Below are 22,491 nucleotides of genomic sequence, written 5' to 3'. Positions count from 1 at the left end.
GATGTTCAGACCTCTTCCGATCTTCATCGGCACGCGCTATACCCGCGCCAAACGCCGTAACCACTTCATTTCCTTCATCTCGCTGACCTCGATGATCGGTCTGGCGCTGGGCGTGCTCGCCATGATCGTGGTGCTCTCGGTGATGAACGGTTTCCAGAAGGAGATGCGCTCGCGCATCCTCGGCATGGTTTCCCACGCCACCCTGAGCGCGGAACAGCCGCTGGAGGACTGGCGCCGGGTGGCCGATGCGGCGATGAAGCACCCGGAAGTGGTCGGTGCGGTGCCCTTCGCCGAGCTGGAAGGCATGCTGTCCTACAAGGGCATGATGCAGCCCGTGCAGATCAATGGTGTCGATCCGGCCGAGGAGCCCAAGGTTTCCATTATCGGCAAGCACATGGTTCAGGGTGACCTGAATGCCCTGAAGCCTGGCGAATCCGGCATCGTCATCGGCGAGATCACTGCACGGCGTTTCCGCCTCAACGTCGGCGACAAACTGACCCTGATCGTCCCCGAGGTGAGCAGTGCGCCAGGCGGCATCACCCCGCGCATGCAACGCCTCAATGTGGTAGGTGTGTTCAAGGTTGGCGCGGAGCTGGACAGCTCCCTGGCGCTGATCAATATTGCCGATGCTTCGGCTATCCAGCGTCTGCCGGAAGGGCAGGTGCAAAGCGTACGGATTGCACTTGAGGATCTGTTCCTGGCACCTGAGGTGTCGAAGCAGATCGCCGCAGAGCTGGGGCAGGGCTACCGTGCAGATGACTGGACTCACACCCAGGGCAGCCTGTTCAGCGCCATGAAGATGGAGAAAACCATGATCGGCCTGCTCCTGCTGCTGATCGTGGCCGTTGCCGCCTTCAACATCATCGCCACGCTGATCATGGTTGTGGCCGACAAGCGCGCGGATATCGCTATCCTCCGCACCTTGGGTGCGACGCCGCGGCAGATCATGGCCGTGTTCATGGTTCAAGGCAGTGTGATCGGCGTCATCGGTACTCTGATCGGTACTGTTCTGGGCGTCATCACCGCGCTCAACGTCAGTCAGTGGATCGCCGCCCTGGAGCGTGCTAGCGGCCGGCAGATCTTCAGCTCAGACGTCTACTTCGTGAGCTACCTACCGTCCGAACTGCAGCTGGGCGATGTGATGTTGATCTGCACGGCTGCCCTGGTGCTGAGCTTCCTGGCCACCCTCTATCCAGCGTGGCGGGCGGCCCAGACCCAGCCAGCCGAGGCCTTGCGCTACGAATAATCGGCTGTGACGGCAAGTAAAAACGCCGCTTTCGAAGCGGCGTTTTTCATTTCAGCGGCTGGTTTCTCGGCGCGCCTTCTGGCGCTTGCGCCAGCTATGGGCGACCCACCAACGCCAATAGAGCATGGTCAGCATGTAGGCCAGTGCCCCGACCAATACGCCGCAGACCAGCGAGCCTAGGAGAAATGGCTGCCAGAGCGTGGAAAGTTCCTGGGTGATCCATTCCCAAGTCAGTTCATCGGGTAGGGCGCGCGGAGAAATCTGCATGATCCAGGCCCCCATCTTGTAGGTGCAGTAGAAGACCGGCGGCATGGTGATGGGGTTGGTCAGCCAGACCAGACCCACCGAGATCGGCAGGTTCGCGCGGACCGCGATGGCCAGGCCGGCGGCCAGCAGCATCTGCATGGGAATGGGGACGAACGCCGCGAACAGGCCCATGGCCATGGCGCGGGCGACCGAGTGGCGATTGAGGTGCCAGAGGTTCGGGTCGTGGATGAGCGTGCCGAGAAAACGCAGGGACTTGTGTTCCCTGATAGTGTCCGGATTCGGCATGTAGCGTTTGAAGATGCGACGCGGCATGAGCGGTCTCTGGCGGACGAAAGCGCCGGGTATTATGCACACCCGGAAATGACAGCGCCGGGTCAGATTGTGTCGGCAAGTTTAACGGGAATTGCACCGGTCTGATCGACCCGTGCAGGGTGGCACAGGATGTTGCCGCGCTTTTCATCCCAGGGAAAGGGAGTTGGATACCCATGGTGTCGGGTCTGGCGACGCTTGCCGTCGGCCTTCTTCTACTGCGTTGGATACCCAGTCTGCCGCCTGTCTGGTGGCTCTATTTTCAGCTGGTTCTCGGTTTCGGGTTGCTGATGTCACGCGCCTGGCGCCTCGGCCTCTTTCTCCTCGGCCTTGGCTGGGCGTGTCTGAGTGTCCAGTGGGCGCTGGATGACCGCTTGGACTCCCGTCTGGATGGCCAGGTGCGCTGGCTGGAAGGGCGGGTAGTCGGTTTGCCGAGTACGGCCGACGGTGTGGTGCGTTTCGAGCTCACCGATCTTCATTCCGCGCGGGCACAGCTGCCTGGCCGCCTGCGCTTGTCCTGGCACGATGGGCCGCGTGTGCTCGCCGGTGAGCGCTGGCGCCTGGCGGTCCGTCTCAAGCGGCCGCGGGGTTTGGTGAACCCGGCGACTTTCGATTACGAAGCCTGGTTGCTGGCGCGGCGTATAGGTGCGACCGGCTCGGTGAAGGCTGGCGAACGTGTCCAGCCGGCTGACGGCCTCGTTGCCTGGCGTGATGCACTGCGTCAACGTTTGCTGGAAGTGGATGCCAACGGGCGGGCCGGAGGACTTGCCGCCCTGGTGCTGGGCGATGGTTCCGGCTTGCAGGATCGGGATTGGCGACTGCTGCAGGACACCGGTACCACTCACCTGATGGTGATTTCAGGCCAGCACATAACCCTCTTTGCCGGCGTGCTCTATGGCGTGGTCGCGGCACTTGCGCGATTCGGACTCTGGCCCCGGCGCCTGCCCTGGCTGCCCTGGGCCTGCTTCATGGCTTTCGCCGGAGGCCTTGGCTACGGCGTGATGGCCGGCTTCGACGTGCCGGTGCAGCGGGCGTGTGTGATGCTCGCTGTCGTTCTGCTCTGGCGTTTGCGTTTTCGCCACCTGGGCTTCCTCACGCCGCTGCTGGTTGCTCTTTGCGTCGTGTTGTCAGTGGAACCACTGGTGATCCTGCAGCCGGGTTTCTGGTTGTCCTTCGGTGCAGTGGTCTTGCTGATCCTGGCTTTCGCCGGCCGTCTCGGCGCGTGGCCCTGGTGGCACACCTGGTGGCGTGCCCAGTGGGTGATGGGCCTGGGGCTTGCGCCGCTGCTGCTGGCCCTGGCTTTGCCCATCAGTCTCAGTGGGCCATTGGCCAACCTGGTGGCGGTGCCCTGGATCAGCCTGGTGGTATTACCGCTGGCGCTGCTGGGTACCTTGCTGCTGGGCATTCCTGTTGTGGGAGACGCGCTGCTCTGGTTGGCTGGAGGCGCACTGGACCTTCTGTTTCAGATGCTGGCCTGGATGGCGGCGCAGTTACCCGCCTGGATCCCGGAGCAGGTCCCCCTTTGGGCCTGGCTCCTGGGGGCATCAGGCGTCCTGCTTCTGATTGCTCCGGCGGGTGTGCCGCTGCGGGCACTTGGCCTGGCGTTGCTGATGCCGATGCTGTTTCCGTCGAATGAGCCCCTCGCGTACGGTCAGGCCGAGGTGCGGGTGCTGGATGTGGGGCAGGGTCTTTCAGTGTTGGTGCGCACCCGCGAGCATGCGCTGCTCTACGATGCCGGACCACGCCGGGGTGACTTCGACATCGGCGAGCGGGTGGTGGTGCCGACCTTGCGCGGCCTCGGGGTCTCCAGGCTTGACCTGATGCTGATCAGCCATGCCGACTCCGACCACGCTGGGGGCGCCCTGGCGGTGCAGCGGGGGGTGGCCGTGGAGCGCGTGCTGGCCGGCGAATTGGAGCGTTTATCTCCTGAGTTGGGGGCCGAACGCTGTTCGGCGGGGGATGCCTGGACCTGGGAAGGGGTGGACTTCCTGGTCTGGCAGTCGCCGCTGACCGGGGACAGTAACGACGCTTCATGCGTGCTGGCGATCGAGGCCCTTGGTGAGCGCATTCTGCTCAGCGGCGATCTGGGCACCCGTGGCGAAGCGGCCTGGGTTGCGAGCGGCCAACCTCTTGCTGCGCGCTGGCTGGTAGCCGGTCACCATGGCAGTCGGACGTCTTCCAGCAGTGCCTTCCTGCGTATCGTGGCACCTGAGAAGGTGCTGATCTCCCGCGGCCACCTGAATTCCTACGGTCACCCGCATCCACTGGTCGTTTCGCGTATTCGCGCGCTGCCGGCCGATATCCATGACACCGCGGAACAGGGCCACTTGCTGCTGCGTCTGGGGGCGAACAGCGAGCCCGAAAGCGGGCGAGAAAAGTCCGTGTTCTGGAGGGAAAAATGAGAACAGCGACGGTCGGCGCAGGCCCGACCCTATGCTAGAGTGGCGCCACTTTTCCGAAGGGGATTTCCTACCGTGTGGGAGTTGGTCAAAGCCGGTGGCTGGATGATGCTGCCGATCATTCTGTGTTCCATCGCCGCCACTGCTATTGTCGCTGAACGGCTGTGGACCCTGCGTCTCAGCCGGGTCTCGCCTCCGCATTTGCTGGGGCAGGTCTGGCGCCAGATCAAGGACAAGCAACTGAACAGCCAGAAGCTCAAGGAGCTGCGCGCGTCTTCGCCTTTAGGTGAAGTGCTGGCTGCGGGCCTGGCGAACTCCAAGCATGGCCGGGAAATCATGAAGGAGTGCATCGAGGAAGCCGCTAGCCGGGTCATCCATGAACTGGAACGCTACCTCAATGCCCTGGGCACCATCGCCGCCATGGCGCCGTTGCTGGGGCTGTTGGGTACCGTCTTCGGCATGATCGAAATCTTCGGCGGCTTCATGGAAAACGGCATGGCCAATGCGCCGGTCCTGGCCGGCGGCATCGCCAAGGCCCTGGTGACCACCGCGGCGGGCCTGATCGTTGCCATTCCGGCCGTGTTCTTCCATCGCTACCTGTTGCGTCGTGTCGACGAACTGGTGGTCGCGATGGAGCAGGAAGCGATCAAGCTGGTGGAAGTGGTCCAGGGTGATCGCGAAGTCGACTTCGCTGAGGAAGCCAAAGCGTGAAGTTCCGCCGCAGGGCGGGCAATGTCGCCCGCGAAGAGGTGTTCCTCAACCTTACTTCGTTGATCGACGTGATCTTCGTGCTGTTGCTGTTCTTCGTGGTGACCACCACCTTCAGCAAGCCCAACCAGCTGAAGATCGAGCTGCCCGAAGCGGTGAGCGGCACGCCGCCCGAAGAGACGCAGCTCAAGACGCTGGAGCTTTCCATTGGCGCCGACGGCCAGTATTCACTCAACGGCCAGAACCTGGTGAAGAGTGACCTGGCGACCCTGATCTCTGCGCTGGGACGTGAGTCGGAAGGCGACAACAGCCTGCCGCTGGTGATCACCGCTGACGCTCGCACCACTCACCAGGCGGTGATTACCGCCATGGACGCCGCCGGCAAGCTGGGGTTCAGCCATCTGCGCATGACCACCGTCGAGGCCGAAGCGGCCAAGAAGCCCTGATGGCCTTCTCCGATCGTCTGCTGGACGCCTGGTACCGGGGCCATCCGGCCCTCGGCCTGTTAGGCCCGCTGGAGTGGCTCTACCGTCGGGTGGCCGAGCGCAAGCGCGCGTCGTTCCTGGCGGGGCAGGGCAACAGCTATCGCCCGCCCGTACCGCTGATCGTGGTCGGCAACATTACCGTTGGCGGCACCGGCAAGACTCCGATGATTCTCTGGCTGATCGAACACTGCCGGACGCGCGGACTGCGCGTTGGCGTGGTCAGTCGTGGTTACGGGGCGAAACCGCCGCAGCTGCCCTGGCGGGTGCGTGCCGAACAAGGCGCCGAGCTGGCCGGAGACGAGCCGCTGCTGATTGTCCAGCGCAGTGGCGTGCCCCTGATGATCGACCCTGACCGTTCCCGTGCAGTGCGGGCCCTGCTGGAGCAGGAAGAGCTGGACCTGATCCTCAGCGACGATGGCTTGCAGCACTACCGTCTCGGGCGCGACCTGGAGTTGGTGCTGATCGACGCCGCCCGTGGCCTTGGCAATCGTCGCTGCCTGCCGGCCGGGCCCTTGCGTGAGCCGCCGGAGCGCCTGGACTCTGTGGATGCGGTGCTGCGCAACGGCGCCGAGTCCGATTCCGCCGAAGGCTTCTCCTTCAAGCTGCAACCCGGCGTGCTGGTCAACTTGCGGAGCGGCGAGCGTGTGGGGCTGGAGCATTTTCCGTCCGGCCAAGCCGTGCATGCGGTGGCGGGCATCGGCAACCCCCAGCGTTTCTTCACGACCCTGGAGGCGCTAAACTGGCGCCCGATTCCGCACCCCTTCGCCGATCACGCTGTCTATAGCCCGGAAGCCTTCGATTTTTCGCCGCCGCTGCCTGTGCTGATGACCGAGAAGGATGCGGTGAAGTGCCGGGCCTTCGCTGCCGCCGACTGGTGGTACCTGGCGGTCGATGCTGCACCGTCGCCGGCCTTCGTCACCTGGCTCGACGAGCAACTGGCCCGCCTGCTGCCGACCCGCTTCTAACCCAGGTAGCCCTTGGGCTGCCGTCTCAAGGATTCACTCATGGACCCGAAACTTCTCGATATCCTCGCCTGCCCCCTGTGCAAGGGGCCGCTGAAGCTGGCCGATGACAAGAGCGAGCTCATCTGCAAGGCCGACGCCCTGGCCTTTCCGGTGCGCGACGGTATCCCGGTAATGCTGGAAGGCGAGGCCCGTCCCCTCACTGTCGACGAGCGTCTGGACAAATGACCCAGGCTTTCACCGTCGTCATTCCAGCTCGCTACGCCTCGACCCGCCTGCCCGGCAAGCCGCTGCAGGATATCGCCGGCAAACCGATGATCCAGCACGTCTGGGAGCAGGCAAAACGCAGCGCAGCCCAGCACGTGGTAGTGGCCACCGATGATGCGCGCATCGTCGACGTTTGCCGGGCCGTTGGTGCCGAGGTGCTGCTGACCCGTGAAGATCACAACTCGGGCACCGATCGCCTGGCCGAAGTGGCCAGCCAGTTGGGCCTGGCCAATGACGCCATCGTGGTCAACGTGCAGGGCGACGAGCCGCTGATCCCGCCGGCCATCATCGACCAGGTGGCGGCTAACCTGGCCGCGCATCCGGAAGCTGGCATCGCGACCCTGGCCGAGCCGATCCAGGACGTGCAGGCGCTATTCAATCCCAATGTGGTGAAAGTGGCCACCGACCTCAACGGCCTGGCCCTGACTTTCAGCCGCGCGCCGTTACCCTGGGCTCGTGATGCCTTCGCTTCCGACCGTGACCAACTGCCGGAAGGCGTACCGTATCGCCGGCATATTGGCATCTACGCGTACCGCGTTGGTCTCCTCCACGACTTCGTCGCCTGGGGACCGTGCTGGCTGGAGAACACCGAATGCCTGGAGCAGCTGCGTGCGCTCTGGCACGGCGTGCGTATCCATGTGGCTGATGCACGTGAGGCACCGCCCACTGGCGTCGATACCCCGGAAGACCTCGAGCGCGTCCGGCGCTTGCTGGGGGCCTGATGCGAGTGCTCTTCGTTTGCCTGGGCAATATCTGTCGCTCGCCCACCGCTGAGGGCGTGCTGCGTCACAAACTGCGTGAGGCCGGGCTCGCCGGGCAGGTGCAGGTGGACTCAGCTGGCACTGGTGACTGGCACGTGGGTAAGGCGCCAGACGCTCGCACCCGCGTGGCTGCTCAGCGTCGTGGCTATGACCTGTCCCAGCTGCGCGCGCGCCAGGTGGAGGTGGACGACTTCGGTCACTTCGACCTGGTCCTGGCGATGGACGAGAGTAACCTGGCCAACCTGCATCGTTTGCGTCCCGGCAACGCCGCCGCTGAACTTGACCTGTTCCTTCGCCGCTACCAGCTTGAGCTGGACGAGGTGCCGGACCCTTACTACGGCGGCGAAGCAGGCTTCGAGCAGGTCCTCGACCTGGTGGAGCAGGCCTGCGATGCACTGATCCTGGAAATCAAGGGGCGCCTGTGAGCCTGGTCCTGCACGAATATCTGTCCCTCAAGCCGTACAACACCTTCGGCGTAGACGTTAAGGCGCGGTTGTTCGCCGAGGCGCATGACGATGCCGAGGTGCGTGAGGCTATCGCCCTGGCGGCCGAGCGTGACCTTCCGCTGCTGGTGGTCGGTGGTGGTAGCAACCTGCTGCTGACGCGCGATGTAGAGGCCTTCGTCTTGCGCATGGCCAGCCGAGGGGTGCGTGTTCTGGCGGATGACGGAAAGAATGTGCTGCTGGAGGCCGAAGCCGGCGAGCCGTGGCATCCTCTGGTGCTCTGGACGCTGGAGCGGGGCCTGGGTGGCCTGGAAAACCTCAGCCTGATTCCCGGTACCGTGGGGGCTGCACCCATGCAGAACATTGGTGCCTATGGCGTTGAACTGAAGGACGTGTTCGCCGGGCTGGTCGCGCTGGACCGGGAAACCGGCGAGCTGCGCGAGTTTGCGCTGGAGGACTGCCAGTTCGCTTACCGCGACAGCCTGTTCAAGCGTGAAACCGGCCGCTGGCTGATCCTGCGTGTGCGCTTCAACCTCAGTCGCGCGCCGCAGCTGCATCTGGATTACGGCCCGGTGCGCCAGCGCCTGCAGGCCGAAGGCATCGACGCACCAACGCCCAAGGATGTCAGTCGCGCCATCTGCGCCATTCGCAGCGAAAAACTGCCAGACCCGGCCGAGCTGGGCAATGCTGGCAGTTTCTTCAAGAATCCGCTGATTAGCGCTGAGCTCGCGCAGCACTTGCGTGGCGAACATCCCGATCTGGTCGCCTATCCCCAGGCAAACGGGCAGGTCAAGCTGGCCGCTGGTTGGCTGATCGAGCGTGCTGGCTGGAAGGGGTTCCGCGAAGGCGATGCCGGCGTGCATCGCCTGCAGGCGCTGGTGCTGGTCAATTACGGTTCAGCAACGGGGAGTCAGCTGCATGACCTGGCCCAGCGCATTCGTGCAGACATTGCCAAGCGCTTTGGCGTGGAGCTGGAAATGGAGCCGAACCTGATCTGAATGGTGCTGCCTGAAACAAAAGAAACCGGCCTGATGGCCGGTTTCTTTTGTACTGACGCTTTTAGCGGTATTCACACAGGTAAGCGGTGTCCTGGGCGACTTTCAGTTGGAACTTGCTGTTGGCCGGAACGGTGAACTTGCTACCGGAGGCGAAAGTTTCCCAGGTGTCGCTGCCCGGCAGTTTCACCGTCAGGGCGCCGGCGATGACGTGCATCACTTCCAGCTGGCTGGTGCCGAATTCGTACTCGCCAGCGGCCATTACGCCGATGGTGGCCGGACCTTCGGTCATGCCGAATGCAATGGATTTGACGGTGCCGTCGAAGTATTCGTTGACCTTGAACATGCTGGGCTCCTGGATGGGGTCTGAAAGGGCTCGACAGTATGCCCAAGGCCGGTTTTGCCGTCACTAGGTCCGCAAGCTTCAGGCGGGAAGTACGAGGGGTAGCAGGCGTGCGGTGTTGCGGGCGTCTTCGAGGGCTCGGTGTTGCTGGCCCTGGAAGTGCAGGCCAGCCAGTTGCAAGGCGGTGTGCAGGCCCACCGCGCGCTTTAGCTGACGCGCATCCGCGAACCGCTGTTTGAGGTTCAGATGGGGTAGGGCGGCCAGGAGGCTGTGCAGCCCGTGCAGTTGCCACTCCTGCTCCAGCTGGCGGCGGTCGTAGTCACCCCAGCTTGCCCAGCCCGCCAGGCGCGGGCTGTGGTGGCCGAGCCAGCGCTCGAAAGTCTGCCATACCTGGGGCAGATGTGCGGCACTGTCCACGTCGGCCTGGCTGATATGCGTGAGCTGGCGGCAAAAGCCCGTCAAGCAGGGGCGGCGTGCGGGGCGGACAAAGCGCTGGAAATGGTCCACCTCATGACCGTCCGCACGAACCAGGGTGGCGCCTATCTCGATGATTTCCATTTCTTCCAGTGGCCAGCCACCTTCTTCGGTGGTGGCTTCCAGATCGATGACCAGCCAGTGCGGCATGGGGGTCTCCTTGGCAAAGGGGCGGCTGGGCCGGCCTGGAGCGAGTATGGTGGTGCTTTCGCGGGGCGGCAAACTGCGTGTTAGGCTTTTCCGCAGGTCGACGAAGGAGAACAACAATGGCTGAAGTAGCGTTCATTGGTCTGGGGGTCATGGGCTTCAATATGGCCGGGCACCTGGCTTGCGAAGGGCATTCGGTACGGGTTTACAACCGCACGCCGGGGAGGATCTCACTGTGGTGCGACGAGTTCGGCGGCGATGCCTTTGCCACGCCGCGCGAAGCGGCCGAGGGGGCGGAGTTCGTGATGGTCTGCGTCGGAAATGACGCTGATCTGCGTGCGGTTCTGCTGGGGGAGGACGGCGCCTTCGCCGGGATGGCACCCGGCTCGATCCTGGTGGACCACACCACGGCGTCGGCGGATGTGGCGCGGGAAATGGCCACGCTGGCTGCCGAGCGCGAGCTGGGCTTCCTCGATGCACCGGTTTCTGGCGGCCAGGCGGGCGCCGAAGCGGGCATGCTGTCGGTGATGGTTGGTGGGGAACGGGTTTTCTACGACCGCGCCGTGCCGGTAATCGACAGCTACGCCAAGATGATTCGACATATGGGGCCGGCAGGTAGCGGCCAACTGACCAAGATGGTCAACCAGATCTGTGTTGGCGGCCTGCTGCAAGGGTTGGCCGAGGCGCTTCACTTTGCCCAGTGCGCCGGCCTGAACGCGCAAGGCGCCATGGAGGTGATCAGCAAGGGGGCCGCCCAATCCTGGCAGCTGGAACATCGTCACCAGACGATGCTGGAGGGCAATTTCGATTTCGGCTTTGCCGTGGACTGGATGCGCAAGGACCTGTCCATCGTCCTCGACGAGGCCGCGCGTAACGGCGCGCAACTGCCGGTGACTGCGCTGGTGGACCAGTTCTACGCTGAGGTCCAGGCCATGGGCGGTGGGCGCTGGGATACGTCCAGCCTGATCGCGCGGCTGAAAAAGCCCGCGTAGCGAGTGATGTCGGTGTCCTGAGCAAAGACCAGGCTAGGCGGAAGGCGGGGAGAAAGCGGAGTTGGCGACCGTCAATGAGCATTTCGAGCCGATTTCCGACAACCCCTGGTCGACGATCGGGTCGCCTAGCTGCGGAAAATGAAGTAGACCGCGCCTAGCAGGCATAACCCCGCCCAGAGGTAGTCCAGCTTCAAGGGCTGTTGCATGTAGAGCACGCTGAACGGCAGGAAGATCGCCAGGGTGATCACTTCCTGCATGATCTTCAGCTGGCCAACCGAGAGCTCGGTGTAGCCGATCCGGTTGGCTGGCACCATGATCAGGTACTCGAACCAAGCGATGCCCCAGCTGATGAGCGCCGCAATTACCCGGGGTTTGGTGTTCAGGGTCTTCAGGTGGCCATACCAGGCAAAGGTCATGAAGGCGTTGGACAAGGTGGGCAGGGCTGCGGTCTGCATCCATACCGGCATGATCTGAGGTTCTGTGTTAGGGGGCGCGCAAACCTCATGGGTGCTGATTCTCAAGGAAAGGGGAGAACCATGGCGTTCTGGCGTGGATTGGGATTCGCGGCGCTGGTGCTGCTCGGGGTTGTGATCGCGACGTTGCGAGGCATTGATGTCGCGCGTAAGCAGCCGGTGATCGCGGCGTTGCACCTGCCACCGGCGTTCGCGGTGGCGCGGGATTTCGATTTTGGACGCTACCGCCTGTCCTGGCGTGGCCAGGGGTTCGTGGTTTATCCGCGAAGCCGGCCGGAGAAGGTGCTCTGGGCTGTCGATGGCGGCTTCCTGGCGGCGGGTAGGGGGCAAGCTGAGCCTGATTCGCTCAAGCTGGGGAAGGAACTTTGCGACCGGCGTGAGTTGATCTGTCGCGAACAGAGTCTTGAAGCGTTCGAGCGCCTGGGGAGCAAGTTGATGCTGAAAGGGCAGCTGCGCTGCGTCGACGGCAGTCTGAGCCGCTATGTGGTGGCCTTGGCGGATGATGGTGAGCGTGGCCTGGTGCTGGAAGTGACCCTTGAAGATCCAGATTTGAACCGGCTTTTCCTGAGCTGGCGTCGGGAAGCGGGCGAACGGGTGTTCGGTTTCGGCGATACTTCCGGGGCGTACGACATGTCCGGTAGGCGTCTGGTCGTACCTGCTGCCGGGAGCTCGCCGGTAGAGGAGGGGGGCTCGGTCGCAACCCAGGCCTTCTACGCCACCTCGCGCTTGCGAGCTTTCCACAGCCAGTCTGCGGCCTATCAGTTGTTCGATCTACGCGACCCGCAGCGCGTAGGGCTGGAAGTGCATGAAGGGTGGCTCGTGGCGCGTATCTACAAGGGCGATAGCCCGGAAGAGCTGCGTGAGCATCAGGCATCGGTCGTCGGGGTCGTGTCAACACCGCCTCCGGCCAAGTAAAATGCGCTTTCGTGCTGCCATCCTATCGTTCGAGGTTCTTCACCATGCTCTGCCGCCCCGGCTGCGGTGCCTGCTGCATTGCGCCGTCCATCAGCTCCCCGTTGCCCGGTATGCCTTTAGGCAAGCCTGCGGGCGAACGCTGCCTGCACTTGTCCGCTGAGAACCTCTGCCAACTATTCGGTGACCCGCGCCGGCCAGCAGTGTGCGGCGACTTCGATGCTGATCCCGAGGTCTGCGGTAACAGTCGGGAGGATGCCATCCGCCTTCTTGGCTGGTGGGAGCAGGCAACCTCGGCGGCCTAATCTTTCAACCGGCTTTCGGTCGGTACCGTTCGAGCAAGGAGAGATCATGAGAATCAAGGTTGTGGCGCTCTGTGCCCTGGGTTTGCTGGCAGCATCCATTGCCCATGCCGAGGACTGGAAGCTGGCCAAGGACGAAGACGGCATCAAGGTGTTCCTGAGTGAGGTGCCGGGTTCCAAGTACAAGGCCTACCGCGGTGTCGCTACCATGAAAACTGATATCGCCACCCTGCGTGCCCTGCAGGAGGATGTCGCCGGTTCCTGCGCCTGGATCCATGAGTGCAAGGATCAGAAGTTGCTCAAGAACGAAGGGGCCCAGAGCTGGACCTACACCCGTTTCAATACGCCCTGGCCGGTCACGCCGCGGGATTCAGTGATCCACGTGACTTCCGAGTTGGCGGCGGATGGAGGCGTGACGCGCATTCTCGAAGGGGTGCCGAAGTACCTTCCGGAGGCTGACGGCTATGTGCGGGTGACTCAGGTGGTCGGTTTCTGGAAGCTGGTGCCGAAGGGGGCGGGGGAGGTGGAAGTGACCTATCAGGCGCACACCGAGCCGGGCGGTAGCGTGCCATCCTGGCTTGCGAACAGCTTCGTGGTCGATGCGCCTTTCAATACCTTGAAAGCGATGCGCCAGCGGGCGGAAAAGCGCTGAAAGGCTAGACAAAGTTGAAATAAAAAAGGCTGCCGATTGGCAGCCTCTTTCATTGTGCGGTCAGCCTTACTTGCGGCCATCCAGCGAGACGAAGTCACGCTTTTCGTAGCCGGTGTAGAGCTGGCGCGGACGGCCGATCTTGTAAGGGCCGGAGAGCATTTCCTTCCAGTGAGAGATCCAGCCGACGGTGCGTGCCAGGGCGAAGATCACGGTGAACATGCTGGTCGGAATGCCGATGGCCTTCAGGATGATGCCCGAGTAGAAGTCCACGTTCGGGTAGAGGTTGCGCTCCTTGAAGTAAGGATCGTTACGCGCGATCTCGTCGAGCTTCATGGCCAGTTCCAGCTGCGGGTCGTTGATGCCCAGCTCAGCCAGGACTTCGTCGCAGGTCTGCTTCATGACCTTGGCGCGCGGGTCGAAGTTCTTGTACACGCGGTGGCCAAAGCCCATCAGCTTGAACGGATCGTTCTTATCCTTCGCTTTGGCGATGAACTTGTCGATGTTCGAAACGTCGCCGATCTCGTCCAGCATGCTCAGTACGGCTTCGTTGGCGCCACCATGTGCCGGGCCCCAGAGGGCGGCGATGCCTGCAGCGATGCAAGCGAAGGGGTTGGCGCCGGACGAACCGGCCAGGCGTACGGTGGAGGTGGATGCGTTCTGCTCGTGGTCTGCATGCAGCACGAAGATGCGATCCATGGCCTTGGCCAGTACCGGGCTGATCGGTTTGATCTCGGCCGGGGTGTTGAACATCATGTGCAGGAAGTTTTCCGCGTAGTTCAGGTCGTTACGCGGGTACATCATGGGCTGGCCCATGGAGTACTTGTAGGCCATCGCCGCGATGGTCGGCATCTTGGCGATCAGGCGCATCGCCGAGACTTCGCGGTGCTGCGGGTTATTGATGTCCAGGGAGTCGTGGTAGAAGGCGGAGAGGGCACCGACCACGCCGCACATGATCGCCATCGGATGGGCGTCGCGGCGGAAGCCGTTGAAGAAGCTCTTCAACTGCTCGTGAACCATGGTGTGGTTCTTGATGGTGCCAACGAACTTGGCCTTCTCTTCAGCGTTCGGCAGCTCGCCGTTCAGCAGCAGGTAGCAGGTTTCCAGGTAGTCGGATTTCTCTGCCAACTGCTCGATTGGATAGCCACGGTGCAGCAATACGCCCTTGTCGCCGTCGATGTAGGTGATCTTCGACTCACAAGAGGCGGTCGACATAAAGCCAGGATCAAAGGTGAAGCAGCCCGTGGAGGTCAGGCCCCGCACATCGACTACATCGGGTCCCATGGTTCCGGACAGAACGGGCAGCTCTACGGGGGCTGCGCCCTCGATGATCAACTGCGCTTTTTTGTCAGCCATAGCGGCCTCCTAGTTATGCTTGAAATCATCAGACAGCCCCCCACGCAGGGCCCGGGACACTATAGAGGTATAAATTCGAATGTCAATTTGAAGAAACCCATGTGGCAGTGGGGTTTGCGTGGGTTTTTCGGTGAAAAAAGAGGGGCTATTTACGCCTTTTATATAGGCAGTGCAATCCGCTTTTAGGGGCAGGTGTTCGCATTGTCATTAGTCAGCTAACTGTCTATACTCAGCGCCCGATCGCCAGGGGCCTTAAGCCCATATTCTGGAGGTCGGCACTCCCTTTGGTGAGGGGTACCTGATCAGTGCACTTCCCGACAACTTGCCCTGTTAGTTAGGGGCCTCAGTGTGAAAAAAAAGCCGTGAATAGCCAACGACCTGTAAACCTAGATCTCAGGACCATCAAACTCCCCATCACTGCTTACACGTCCATCCTGCATCGTATCTCTGGCGTCATCCTCTTCTTCGGCATTGCCGTGCTGCTGTTCGCACTCGACAAGTCGCTGAGCTCCGAGGAAGGCTTCGAGCAGGTCAAGGCGTGCCTGACCAGTCCGCTGGCCAAGCTGGTGGTTTGGGGCCTCCTGTCCGCACTGCTTTACCACTTGGTTGCCGGTGTGCGCCATCTGGTAATGGATGCGGGCGTCGGCGAGACGCTCGAGGGCGGCAAGCTGGGCTCGAAAATCGTCATCGTAGTTTCTGCGGTGCTGATCGTGCTGCTGGGAGTGTGGATATGGTAACCAACGTTACGAACTTCTCGCGTTCGGGCCTTTATGACTGGATGGCCCAGCGCGTTTCTGCGGTCGTTCTCGCGGCTTATTTCCTTTTCCTGCTGGGCTACCTGCTGTTCAGTCCGGGTCTGACCTACGCCGACTGGCACGGTCTGTTCTCCCACACCGCGATGCGCATCTTCAGCTTGCTTGCCCTGGTCGCCCTGAGCGTCCACGCCTGGGTCGGCATGTGGACCATCTCCACCGACTACCTGACGCCGATGGCGCTGGGCAAGGCGGCGACTGTCGTGCGTTTCCTGTTCCAGGCGGTATGCGGCATTGCAATGTTCGCGTTCTTCGTCTGGGGCGTGCAGATTCTCTGGGGTGTGTGATCCATGGCTAGCATTCGTACTCTTTCTTTCGACGCCATCATCGTAGGTGGCGGCGGCGCCGGCATGCGTGCTGCGCTGCAACTGGCTCAGGGCGGTCACAAGACCGCCGTTGTGACCAAGGTGTTCCCGACTCGCTCCCACACCGTTTCGGCCCAGGGTGGCATCACCTGCGCAATCGCTTCGGCCGACCCGAATGATGATTGGCGCTGGCACATGTACGACACCGTCAAGGGTTCCGATTACATCGGTGACCAGGACGCAATCGAATATATGTGCTCCGTTGGTCCGGAAGCCGTGTTCGAGCTGGAACACATGGGCCTGCCGTTCTCCCGTACCGAGCAAGGTCGCATCTACCAGCGCCCGTTCGGCGGCCAGTCCAAGGACTTCGGCAAGGGCGGCCAGGCTGCCCGTACCTGCGCTGCGGCTGACCGTACCGGTCACGCCCTGCTGCACACCCTGTATCAGGCAAACCTGAAGAGCGGCACCTCGTTCCTCAATGAGTGGTATGCCGTAGACCTGGTGAAGAACCAGGACGGCGCCGTGGTTGGCATCATCGCGATCTGCATCGAGACCGGTGAAACCGTCTATATCCGCTCCAAGGCCGTGGTTCTGGCCACCGGCGGTGCAGGCCGTATCTACGCCTCCACCACCAACGCCCTGATCAACACCGGCGACGGCGTGGGCATGGCCCTGCGTGCAGGTGTGCCGGTTCAGGACATCGAAATGTGGCAGTTCCACCCGACCGGTATCGCCGGTGCCGGCGTGCTGGTGACCGAAGGTTGCCGCGGCGAGGGTGGTTACCTGATCAACGCCCATGGCGAACGCTTCATGGAGCGCTATGCTCCGAACGCCAAGGACCTGGCTGGCCGCGACGTGGTCGCCCGCTCCATGGTGAAAGAAGTAATCGCTGGCAACGGCGTGGGCCCGAACAAGGACCACGTACTGCTGAAGCTCGACCACCTGGGCGAGGAAGTTCTGCACAGCCGCCTGCCCGGCATCTGCGAGCTGTCCAAGACCTTCGCGCACGTCGACCCGGTCGTCGCGCCGATCCCGGTTATTCCGACCTGCCACTACATGATGGGCGGCGTTGCCACCAACATCCATGGTCAGGCCATCACCCAGGACGCCAACGGCAACGACACCATCGTCGAAGGCCTGTTCGCGGTGGGCGAAGTGGCTTGCGTATCGGTACACGGCGCCAACCGCCTGGGCGGCAACTCCCTGCTCGACCTGGTTGTGTTCGGTCGTGCCGCCGGTCTGCACCTGGAGAAGGCGCTCAAGGAAGGTATCGAGGCGCGCGGCGCCAGCGAGACCGACATCGAGCAGTCGCTCAAGCGTCTGTCCGGCGTCAACGAGCGCACCAGCGGCGAAGAAGTTGCCCCGCTGAAGCGCGAGCTGCAGCAGTGCATGCAGAACTACTTCGGTGTGTTCCGTACCGGCGAATACATGCAGAAGGGCATTGCCCAGCTGGCCGATCTGCGTGAGCGCATCGCCAACGTCAAGATCAACGACAAGAGCCAGGCCTTCAACACCGCGCGCATCGAAGCGCTCGAGCTGCAGAACCTGCTGGAAGTCGCCGAGGCTACCGCGATCGCCGCGGAAGTCCGCAAGGAGTCCCGTGGCGCCCATGCCCGCGAAGACTTCGAAGATCGCGACGACGAGAACTGGCTGTGCCACACCCTGTACTTCCCGGGTGATAAGCGCGTTACCAAGCGCGCCGTCAACTTCGCGCCGAAGACCGTTCCGGCGTTCGAACCCAAAGTACGTACTTATTAAGGGTGGCCGACATGTCCAACACTCTCACTGTCAGCGTCTATCGCTACAACCCGGAGCGCGACAGCGCTCCGACCATGCAGGATTTCCAGATCGATACCGACGGCAAGGACGTGATGGTCCTCGACGTACTGGCGCTGATCAAGGAACAGGACGAGGGTTTCTCCTACCGTCGCTCCTGCCGTGAAGGCGTCTGCGGTTCCGACGGCATGAACATCAACGGCAAGAACGGCCTGGCGTGCATCACTCCGCTGTCCGCCGCCGGCCTGAAGGGCGGCAAGCTGGTGATTCGCCCGCTGCCCGGTTTGCCGGTCATTCGTGACCTCGTCGTTGATATGAGCATCTTCTACAAGCAGTACGAGAAGGTGAAACCCTTCCTGCAGAACGATACGCCGGCTCCGGCCATCGAACGTCTGCAGTCTCCGGAAGAGCGCGAGAAGCTCGACGGTCTGTACGAGTGCATCCTGTGCGCTTGCTGCTCGACCTCGTGCCCGTCCTTCTGGTGGAACCCCGACAAGTTCCTCGGCCCCGCTGCACTGCTCCAGGCCTATCGTTTCCTGGCCGACAGCCGTGACAACAAGACCGAAGAACGTCTGGCTGCGCTGGATGACCCGTTCAGTGTGTTCCGCTGCCGCGGCATCATGAACTGCGTGAACGTTTGCCCGAAGGGTCTGAACCCGACCAAGGCAATCGGTCACGTACGCAACATGCTGCTGCAGAGCGGTACCTGATTCGATTGCGGTACCCGTAACACCTGCGGCACCAGCCTGGCTGGTGCCGCAGTAAAACCAGGAACGCAGCTCACAAAGCCGTGTTCCTTATTTGAAAAATATATAGATGACCAGCAGGGGCAACCGGGCTGGTGCCCGGACTATCAGCGGGATCCTTGGTGGCTTACCGAAGTCGCTGTGCCAGGACTTCTAAGCCCTAGCGGTGTCCATGCCGATGGCGTCCCCTTATCGAGGGTGACAAAGCATGCAAGAAAGCGAAATGCAGCGCATGTGGAACAGCGCCCACCTATCCGGTGGTAACGCTGCATATGTGGAAGAGCTCTATGAGCTCTACCTGCACGATCCCAACGCTGTGCCCGAAGAGTGGCGCACCTACTTCCAGAAGCTGCCGACCGACGGCAATCTTGCCACCGACGTTTCGCACTCCACTATCCGCGATCATTTCGTTCTGCTCGCCAAGAACCAGCGCCGCGCTCAGCCGGTTTCCGCTGGTGCTGTAAGCAGTGAACACGAAAAGAAGCAGGTTGAAGTCCTGCGCTTGATCCAGGCTTTCCGCATGCGCGGCCATCAGGCCTCCAAGCTCGATCCGCTTGGTCTGTGGCAGCGTCCGGCTCCGGCTGACCTGTCGATCCGTCACTACGGGCTGACCGATGCCGACCTCGATACCACCTTCCGCACGGGTGAGCTCTACATCGGCAAAGAAGAGGCTACTCTGCGTGAGATTCAGCAGACCCTCAACGAGACGTATTGCCGCACCATCGGCGCGGAGTTCACCCACATCGTCGATTCCGAGCAGCGCAAGTGGTTCCAGCAGCGTCTGGAAAGCGTGCGCGGTCGTCCGGCGTTCTCGCCGGAAGTCCAGAGCCACCTGCTCGAGCGTCTGACCGCTGCAGAAGGCCTGGAAAAGTACCTGGGCACCAAGTACCCGGGCACCAAGCGTTTCGGCCTGGAGGGGGGCGAGAGCCTGATCCCGCTGCTGGACGAGATCATCCAGCGCTCGGGCTCCTATGGCTTGAAGGAAATCGTCATCGGCATGGCCCACCGCGGCCGTCTGAACGTTCTGGTCAACACCTTCGGCAAGAATCCACGCGACCTGTTCGACGAGTTCGAAGGCAAGAAGGCCGAGGGCCTGTCTTCCGGTGACGTGAAGTATCACCAGGGCTTCTCCTCCAACGTCATGACTCCGGGTGGCGAAGTTCACCTGGCCCTGGCGTTCAACCCGTCCCACCTGGAAATCGTTTCCCCGGTGGTCGAAGGGTCCGTGCGTGCCCGTCAGGATCGTCGTCAGGACAAAGCCGGTGACAAGGTACTGCCGATCTCCATCCATGGCGACGCGGCCTTCGCTGGCCAGGGCGTGGTCATGGAGACGTTCCAGATGTCGCAGACCCGTGGCTACAAGACGGGCGGCACCATCCACCTCGTGATCAACAACCAGGTCGGTTTCACCACCAGCCGTCCGGAAGACTCGCGCTCCACCGAGTATTGCACCGACGTCGCCAAGATGATCCAGGCGCCGATCCTGCACGTGAACGGCGACGATCCCGAAGCGGTGCTGTTCGTTACCCAGCTGGCTGTCGATTACCGCATGCAGTTCAAGCGTGACGTGGTTATCGACCTGGTCTGCTACCGCCGTCGCGGTCACAACGAGGCTGATGAGCCGAACGGCACCCAGCCGCTGATGTACCAGCAGATCACCAAGCAGCGCACCACCCGCGAGCTGTATGCCGATGCCCTGAGCGCCTCCGGCGTGCTCGACGCCGCGGCCATCCAGGCCAAGGTCGACGAGTACCGCACCGCTCTGGACAACGGCCAGCACGTGGTCAAGAGCCTGGTCAAGGAGCCCAACAAGGAGCTCTTCGTTGACTGGCGTCCTTACCTGGGCCATGCCTGGACTGCTCGCCACGACACCCGCTTCGAGCTCAAGACCCTGCAGGAGCTCTCTGCCAAGGTGCTGGAGATCCCCGAAGGCTTCGTGGTCCAGCGCCAGGTCGCCAAGATCCTTGAAGACCGCCAGAAGATGGGTGCGGGTGCAATGCCGATCAACTGGGGCTACGCCGAGACCATGGCCTACGCCACTCTGTTGTTCGAAGGCCATCCGGTGCGCATCACCGGCCAGGACGTTGGTCGTGGCACCTTCTCGCACCGCCACGCGGCGCTGCACAGCCAGAAGGACGCCAGCACCCACCTGCCGCTGCAACATCTGTTCGACACGCAACCCAAGTTCGAACTGTACGACTCCTACCTTTCGGAAGAAGCCGTACTGGCATTCGAATACGGCTACTCGACCACCATGCCGAACGCCCTGGTGATCTGGGAAGCCCAGTTCGGTGACTTCGCCAACGGCGCCCAAGTGGTGATCGACCAGTTCATTACCAGTGGCGAGCACAAGTGGGGTCGTCTCTGCGGCCTGACCATGCTGCTGCCGCACGGCTACGAAGGCCAGGGTCCGGAGCACTCCTCCGCGCGTCTGGAGCGCTACCTGCAGCTGTGCGCCGAGCACAACATCCAGGTTTGCGTGCCGACCACCCCGGCTCAGGTCTACCACATGCTGCGTCGCCAGGTGATCCGTCCGCTGCGCAAGCCGCTGGTGGCCCTGACTCCGAAGTCGCTGCTGCGCCACAAGTTGGCCATCTCGACCCTGGAAGATCTGGCCGAAGGCTCCTTCCAGACCGTCATCGGCGAGATCGACCAGATCGATCCGAAGAAGGTCGATCGCGTGGTCCTGTGCAGCGGCAAGGTCTACTACGACCTGCTGGAGAAGCGTCGTGCCGAAGGCCGCGAAGATATTGCCATCGTGCGTATCGAGCAGCTGTATCCGTTCCCCGAGGACGATCTGGCCGAGGTACTGGCTCCGTACAAGAACCTCAAGCACATCGTCTGGTGCCAGGAAGAGCCGATGAACCAGGGCGCCTGGTACTGCAGCCAGCACCACATGCGTCGTGTCGCGGCGGCTCACAAGAAGGGCCTGTTCCTCGAGTACGCCGGTCGTGAAGGTTCGGCAGCCCCGGCTTGCGGCTATGCCTCCATGCACGCCGAGCAGCAGGAAAAACTGCTGCAAGATGCATTTACTGTTTAACGCCTTCGCGCAGAAGAAACCGAATTAGATAGGAACCCTACAGAATGGCTATCGAGATCAAAGCCCCCACTTTCCCAGAATCGGTTGCCGACGGCACTGTGGCTACCTGGCACAAGAAGCCGGGCGATGCGGTCAAGCGTGACGAACTGATTGTCGACATCGAAACCGACAAAGTAGTCATGGAAGTCCTCGCGGAAACCGACGGCGTCCTGGCTGAAATCGTCAAGAACGAGGGCGACACCGTCCTTAGCGGCGAACTGCTCGGCAAGCTGAACGCAGGCGCCGCTGCTGCCGCCCCGGCCGCTGCTGCTGCCGCCGCTCCGGTCGCCCAGGCTGCTGCTCCGGCTGCCGCTGCTGCCGACGACGCCATCCTCTCTCCGGCCGCCCGCAAGCTGGCTGAAGAGAACGGCATCGACCCGAACAGCATTGCCGGTACTGGCAAAGGCGGTCGTGTGACCAAGGAAGACGTGGTCGCTGCCGTTGAAGCCAAGAAATCCGCTCCGGCCGCTGCTCCGGCTGCCAAGCCCGCCGCCCCGGCTGCCGAGGCTCCGGTCTTCGCCGCTGGCGATCGCGTCGAGAAGCGCGTACCGATGACCCGCCTGCGTGCCAAGGTGGCCGAGCGTCTGGTCGAAGCCCAGTCCACCATGGCCATGTTGACCACCTTCAACGAAGTCGACATGACCGAAGTCATGGCGCTGCGTTCGAAGTACAAGGACCTGTTCGAGAAGACCCACAACGGTGTGCGCCTGGGCTTCATGTCCTTCTTCGTCAAGGCTTCCGTCGAGGCGCTGAAGCGCTTCCCGGCGGTCAACGCTTCCATCGACGGCAACGACATCGTCTACCACGGCTACCAGGACATTGGCGTAGCTGTTTCCAGCGACCGTGGCCTGGTGGTTCCGGTTCTGCGCAACGCTGAGCTGATGAGCCTGGCCGAAGTCGAGAACGGCATCGCGACCTTCGGCAAGAAGGCCCGTGAGGGCAAGCTGTCCATCGACGAAATGACCGGTGGCACCTTCACCATCACCAACGGCGGCACCTTCGGCTCGATGATGTCGACCCCGATCGTCAACCCGCCGCAGGCCGCGATCCTTGGCATGCACAACATCATCCAGCGCCCGATGGCCATCAACGGTCAGGTTGTTATCCGCCCGATGATGTACCTGGCTCTGTCCTACGACCACCGCCTGATCGATGGCAAGGAAGCTGTAAGCTTCCTGGTGACCATCAAGAACCTGCTGGAAGACCCGGCTCGTCTGCTGCTGGACATCTGATCGGCAGTCTCTCTTCACGGCGGCCCCCCTTACAGGGGCCGTCCGGTTTCA

24 protein-coding genes are annotated in these 22,491 nt (G+C 62.5%); 19 read left to right on the top strand and 5 right to left on the bottom strand.

Annotated features, from left to right (window positions below):
* Position 1 precedes the first annotated feature (1 nt).
* Complete coding sequence (locus G559_RS0117365) at positions 2-1,246, top strand: lipoprotein-releasing ABC transporter permease subunit (RefSeq protein WP_028629453.1); 1,245 nt, start codon at positions 2-4, stop codon at positions 1,244-1,246.
* Positions 1,247-1,297: 51 nt separating this feature from the next.
* On the opposite strand, the gene G559_RS0117360 is transcribed toward G559_RS0117365, so the two are convergent.
* Positions 1,298-1,825, bottom strand: a complete 528-nt coding sequence (locus tag G559_RS0117360) for a DUF2062 domain-containing protein (RefSeq protein WP_028629452.1) — start codon at positions 1,823-1,825, stop codon at positions 1,298-1,300.
* 173 nt (positions 1,826-1,998) lie between these two features.
* Here G559_RS0117360 and G559_RS0117355 point away from each other — a divergent pair, with 173 nt between their 5' ends.
* The 8 genes from G559_RS0117355 to murB all read left to right on the top strand — a co-directional run bounded on the left by G559_RS0117355 (position 1,999) and on the right by murB (position 8,845).
* Positions 1,999-4,224: a DNA internalization-related competence protein ComEC/Rec2 gene (locus G559_RS0117355; protein ID WP_028629451.1), complete on the top strand. Its 2,226-nt coding sequence runs from the start codon at positions 1,999-2,001 to the stop codon at positions 4,222-4,224.
* Between the two features lie 72 nt (positions 4,225-4,296).
* Complete coding sequence (locus G559_RS0117350; RefSeq protein ID WP_028629450.1) at positions 4,297-4,932, top strand: MotA/TolQ/ExbB proton channel family protein; 636 nt, start codon at positions 4,297-4,299, stop codon at positions 4,930-4,932.
* Entirely contained in the window at positions 4,929-5,375 is a 447-nt protein-coding gene (locus tag G559_RS0117345; RefSeq protein ID WP_028629449.1) for an ExbD/TolR family protein, read from the top strand. The genes G559_RS0117350 and G559_RS0117345 overlap by 4 nt, the downstream gene beginning before the upstream one ends.
* A complete protein-coding gene (gene lpxK, locus G559_RS0117340; protein WP_028629448.1) occupies positions 5,375-6,379 on the top strand; it encodes a tetraacyldisaccharide 4'-kinase in 1,005 nt (334 codons plus the stop codon). The genes G559_RS0117345 and lpxK overlap by 1 nt, the downstream gene beginning before the upstream one ends.
* Positions 6,380-6,418: 39 nt before the next feature.
* On the top strand, positions 6,419-6,604 hold the full coding sequence (locus G559_RS0117335; RefSeq protein WP_028629447.1) for a Trm112 family protein: 186 nt from the start codon (positions 6,419-6,421) through the stop codon (positions 6,602-6,604).
* Positions 6,601-7,365: a 3-deoxy-manno-octulosonate cytidylyltransferase gene (gene kdsB, locus G559_RS0117330; protein ID WP_028629446.1), complete on the top strand. Its 765-nt coding sequence runs from the start codon at positions 6,601-6,603 to the stop codon at positions 7,363-7,365. The genes G559_RS0117335 and kdsB overlap by 4 nt, the downstream gene beginning before the upstream one ends.
* The gene (locus G559_RS0117325) at positions 7,365-7,829 is read left to right on the top strand and encodes a low molecular weight protein-tyrosine-phosphatase (protein ID WP_028629445.1); all 465 of its coding nucleotides are present in this window, start codon (positions 7,365-7,367) and stop codon (positions 7,827-7,829) included. The genes kdsB and G559_RS0117325 overlap by 1 nt, the downstream gene beginning before the upstream one ends.
* The gene (murB, locus tag G559_RS0117320; RefSeq protein ID WP_028629444.1) at positions 7,826-8,845 is read left to right on the top strand and encodes a UDP-N-acetylmuramate dehydrogenase; all 1,020 of its coding nucleotides are present in this window, start codon (positions 7,826-7,828) and stop codon (positions 8,843-8,845) included. Before G559_RS0117325 ends, murB begins: the two co-directional genes overlap by 4 nt.
* A gap of 61 nt (positions 8,846-8,906) precedes the next feature.
* Here the strand turns inward: murB and ppnP are convergent, their stop codons facing one another.
* Positions 8,907-9,188: a pyrimidine/purine nucleoside phosphorylase gene (gene ppnP / locus G559_RS0117315; protein ID WP_028629443.1), complete on the bottom strand. Its 282-nt coding sequence runs from the start codon at positions 9,186-9,188 to the stop codon at positions 8,907-8,909.
* 78 nt (positions 9,189-9,266) lie between these two features.
* A complete protein-coding gene (locus tag G559_RS0117310; protein ID WP_028629442.1) occupies positions 9,267-9,809 on the bottom strand; it encodes an exonuclease domain-containing protein in 543 nt (180 codons plus the stop codon).
* A 116-nt stretch (positions 9,810-9,925) separates the two neighbouring features.
* Between G559_RS0117310 and G559_RS0117305 the strand changes: the two genes are divergently transcribed.
* The gene (locus G559_RS0117305; protein ID WP_028629441.1) at positions 9,926-10,798 is read left to right on the top strand and encodes an NAD(P)-dependent oxidoreductase; all 873 of its coding nucleotides are present in this window, start codon (positions 9,926-9,928) and stop codon (positions 10,796-10,798) included.
* A 125-nt stretch (positions 10,799-10,923) separates the two neighbouring features.
* Here G559_RS0117305 and G559_RS0117300 read toward each other — a convergent pair whose 3' ends face one another.
* Entirely contained in the window at positions 10,924-11,265 is a 342-nt protein-coding gene (locus G559_RS0117300; RefSeq protein ID WP_028629440.1) for a DMT family protein, read from the bottom strand.
* A gap of 69 nt (positions 11,266-11,334) precedes the next feature.
* On the opposite strand from G559_RS0117300, the gene G559_RS0117295 reads away from it, so the two are divergent.
* Genes G559_RS0117295 through G559_RS0117290 form a run of 3 tightly spaced genes read left to right on the top strand, consistent with a single transcriptional unit; the run spans position 11,335 to position 13,137 of the window.
* Entirely contained in the window at positions 11,335-12,186 is an 852-nt protein-coding gene (locus G559_RS0117295; RefSeq protein WP_028629439.1) for a hypothetical protein, read from the top strand.
* Between the two features lie 44 nt (positions 12,187-12,230).
* A complete protein-coding gene (locus tag G559_RS29945; protein WP_081668103.1) occupies positions 12,231-12,488 on the top strand; it encodes a YkgJ family cysteine cluster protein in 258 nt (85 codons plus the stop codon).
* A 46-nt stretch (positions 12,489-12,534) separates the two neighbouring features.
* A complete protein-coding gene (locus G559_RS0117290; protein WP_028629438.1) occupies positions 12,535-13,137 on the top strand; it encodes an START domain-containing protein in 603 nt (200 codons plus the stop codon).
* 66 nt (positions 13,138-13,203) lie between these two features.
* Here G559_RS0117290 and gltA read toward each other — a convergent pair whose 3' ends face one another.
* Positions 13,204-14,490 carry a citrate synthase gene (gltA, locus tag G559_RS0117285; RefSeq protein ID WP_028629437.1) on the bottom strand — a complete coding sequence of 429 codons (1,287 nt, stop codon included), beginning with the start codon at positions 14,488-14,490 and terminating at the stop codon, positions 13,204-13,206.
* Between the two features lie 362 nt (positions 14,491-14,852).
* On the opposite strand from gltA, the gene sdhC reads away from it, so the two are divergent.
* From sdhC to odhB, 6 genes are all read left to right on the top strand, one after another.
* Positions 14,853-15,227: a succinate dehydrogenase, cytochrome b556 subunit gene (gene sdhC, locus G559_RS0117280; protein ID WP_028629436.1), complete on the top strand. Its 375-nt coding sequence runs from the start codon at positions 14,853-14,855 to the stop codon at positions 15,225-15,227.
* Positions 15,221-15,589: a succinate dehydrogenase, hydrophobic membrane anchor protein gene (gene sdhD / locus G559_RS0117275; protein ID WP_028629435.1), complete on the top strand. Its 369-nt coding sequence runs from the start codon at positions 15,221-15,223 to the stop codon at positions 15,587-15,589. Before sdhC ends, sdhD begins: the two co-directional genes overlap by 7 nt.
* A gap of 3 nt (positions 15,590-15,592) precedes the next feature.
* Complete coding sequence (gene sdhA / locus G559_RS0117270; protein ID WP_028629434.1) at positions 15,593-17,365, top strand: succinate dehydrogenase flavoprotein subunit; 1,773 nt, start codon at positions 15,593-15,595, stop codon at positions 17,363-17,365.
* Positions 17,366-17,376: 11 nt separating this feature from the next.
* The gene (locus tag G559_RS0117265; protein WP_028629433.1) at positions 17,377-18,093 is read left to right on the top strand and encodes a succinate dehydrogenase iron-sulfur subunit; all 717 of its coding nucleotides are present in this window, start codon (positions 17,377-17,379) and stop codon (positions 18,091-18,093) included.
* 244 nt (positions 18,094-18,337) lie between these two features.
* Positions 18,338-21,169: a 2-oxoglutarate dehydrogenase E1 component gene (locus G559_RS0117260; RefSeq protein ID WP_028629432.1), complete on the top strand. Its 2,832-nt coding sequence runs from the start codon at positions 18,338-18,340 to the stop codon at positions 21,167-21,169.
* Positions 21,170-21,213: 44 nt separating this feature from the next.
* Positions 21,214-22,440: a 2-oxoglutarate dehydrogenase complex dihydrolipoyllysine-residue succinyltransferase gene (gene odhB / locus G559_RS0117255; RefSeq protein ID WP_028629431.1), complete on the top strand. Its 1,227-nt coding sequence runs from the start codon at positions 21,214-21,216 to the stop codon at positions 22,438-22,440.
* Positions 22,441-22,491: the final 51 nt, after the last annotated feature.

Origin of the sequence: Metapseudomonas resinovorans DSM 21078, from assembly GCF_000423545.1 — a bacterium.
GTDB classification, from domain to species: domain Bacteria; phylum Pseudomonadota; class Gammaproteobacteria; order Pseudomonadales; family Pseudomonadaceae; genus Metapseudomonas; species Metapseudomonas resinovorans.
The sequence above is the reverse complement of the archived record's forward strand: the minus strand, read 5'-3'. Positions and strand labels throughout refer to the sequence as shown.

Coding starts and splice junctions, on each gene's coding strand:
- G559_RS0117365 (WP_028629453.1), top strand. CDS start 2: ATGTTCAGACCTCTTCCGATCTTCATCGGCACGCGCTATACCCGCGCC.
- G559_RS0117360 (WP_028629452.1), bottom strand. CDS start 1,825: ATGCCGCGTCGCATCTTCAAACGCTACATGCCGAATCCGGACACTATC.
- G559_RS0117355 (WP_028629451.1), top strand. CDS start 1,999: ATGGTGTCGGGTCTGGCGACGCTTGCCGTCGGCCTTCTTCTACTGCGT.
- lpxK (WP_028629448.1), top strand. CDS start 5,375: ATGGCCTTCTCCGATCGTCTGCTGGACGCCTGGTACCGGGGCCATCCG.
- G559_RS0117335 (WP_028629447.1), top strand. CDS start 6,419: ATGGACCCGAAACTTCTCGATATCCTCGCCTGCCCCCTGTGCAAGGGG.
- kdsB (WP_028629446.1), top strand. CDS start 6,601: ATGACCCAGGCTTTCACCGTCGTCATTCCAGCTCGCTACGCCTCGACC.
- G559_RS0117325 (WP_028629445.1), top strand. CDS start 7,365: ATGCGAGTGCTCTTCGTTTGCCTGGGCAATATCTGTCGCTCGCCCACC.
- ppnP (WP_028629443.1), bottom strand. CDS start 9,188: ATGTTCAAGGTCAACGAATACTTCGACGGCACCGTCAAATCCATTGCA.
- G559_RS0117310 (WP_028629442.1), bottom strand. CDS start 9,809: ATGCCGCACTGGCTGGTCATCGATCTGGAAGCCACCACCGAAGAAGGT.
- G559_RS0117305 (WP_028629441.1), top strand. CDS start 9,926: ATGGCTGAAGTAGCGTTCATTGGTCTGGGGGTCATGGGCTTCAATATG.
- G559_RS0117300 (WP_028629440.1), bottom strand. CDS start 11,265: ATGCCGGTATGGATGCAGACCGCAGCCCTGCCCACCTTGTCCAACGCC.
- G559_RS0117295 (WP_028629439.1), top strand. CDS start 11,335: ATGGCGTTCTGGCGTGGATTGGGATTCGCGGCGCTGGTGCTGCTCGGG.
- G559_RS29945 (WP_081668103.1), top strand. CDS start 12,231: ATGCTCTGCCGCCCCGGCTGCGGTGCCTGCTGCATTGCGCCGTCCATC.
- G559_RS0117290 (WP_028629438.1), top strand. CDS start 12,535: ATGAGAATCAAGGTTGTGGCGCTCTGTGCCCTGGGTTTGCTGGCAGCA.
- gltA (WP_028629437.1), bottom strand. CDS start 14,490: ATGGCTGACAAAAAAGCGCAGTTGATCATCGAGGGCGCAGCCCCCGTA.
- sdhD (WP_028629435.1), top strand. CDS start 15,221: ATGGTAACCAACGTTACGAACTTCTCGCGTTCGGGCCTTTATGACTGG.
- sdhA (WP_028629434.1), top strand. CDS start 15,593: ATGGCTAGCATTCGTACTCTTTCTTTCGACGCCATCATCGTAGGTGGC.
- G559_RS0117265 (WP_028629433.1), top strand. CDS start 17,377: ATGTCCAACACTCTCACTGTCAGCGTCTATCGCTACAACCCGGAGCGC.
- G559_RS0117260 (WP_028629432.1), top strand. CDS start 18,338: ATGCAAGAAAGCGAAATGCAGCGCATGTGGAACAGCGCCCACCTATCC.
- odhB (WP_028629431.1), top strand. CDS start 21,214: ATGGCTATCGAGATCAAAGCCCCCACTTTCCCAGAATCGGTTGCCGAC.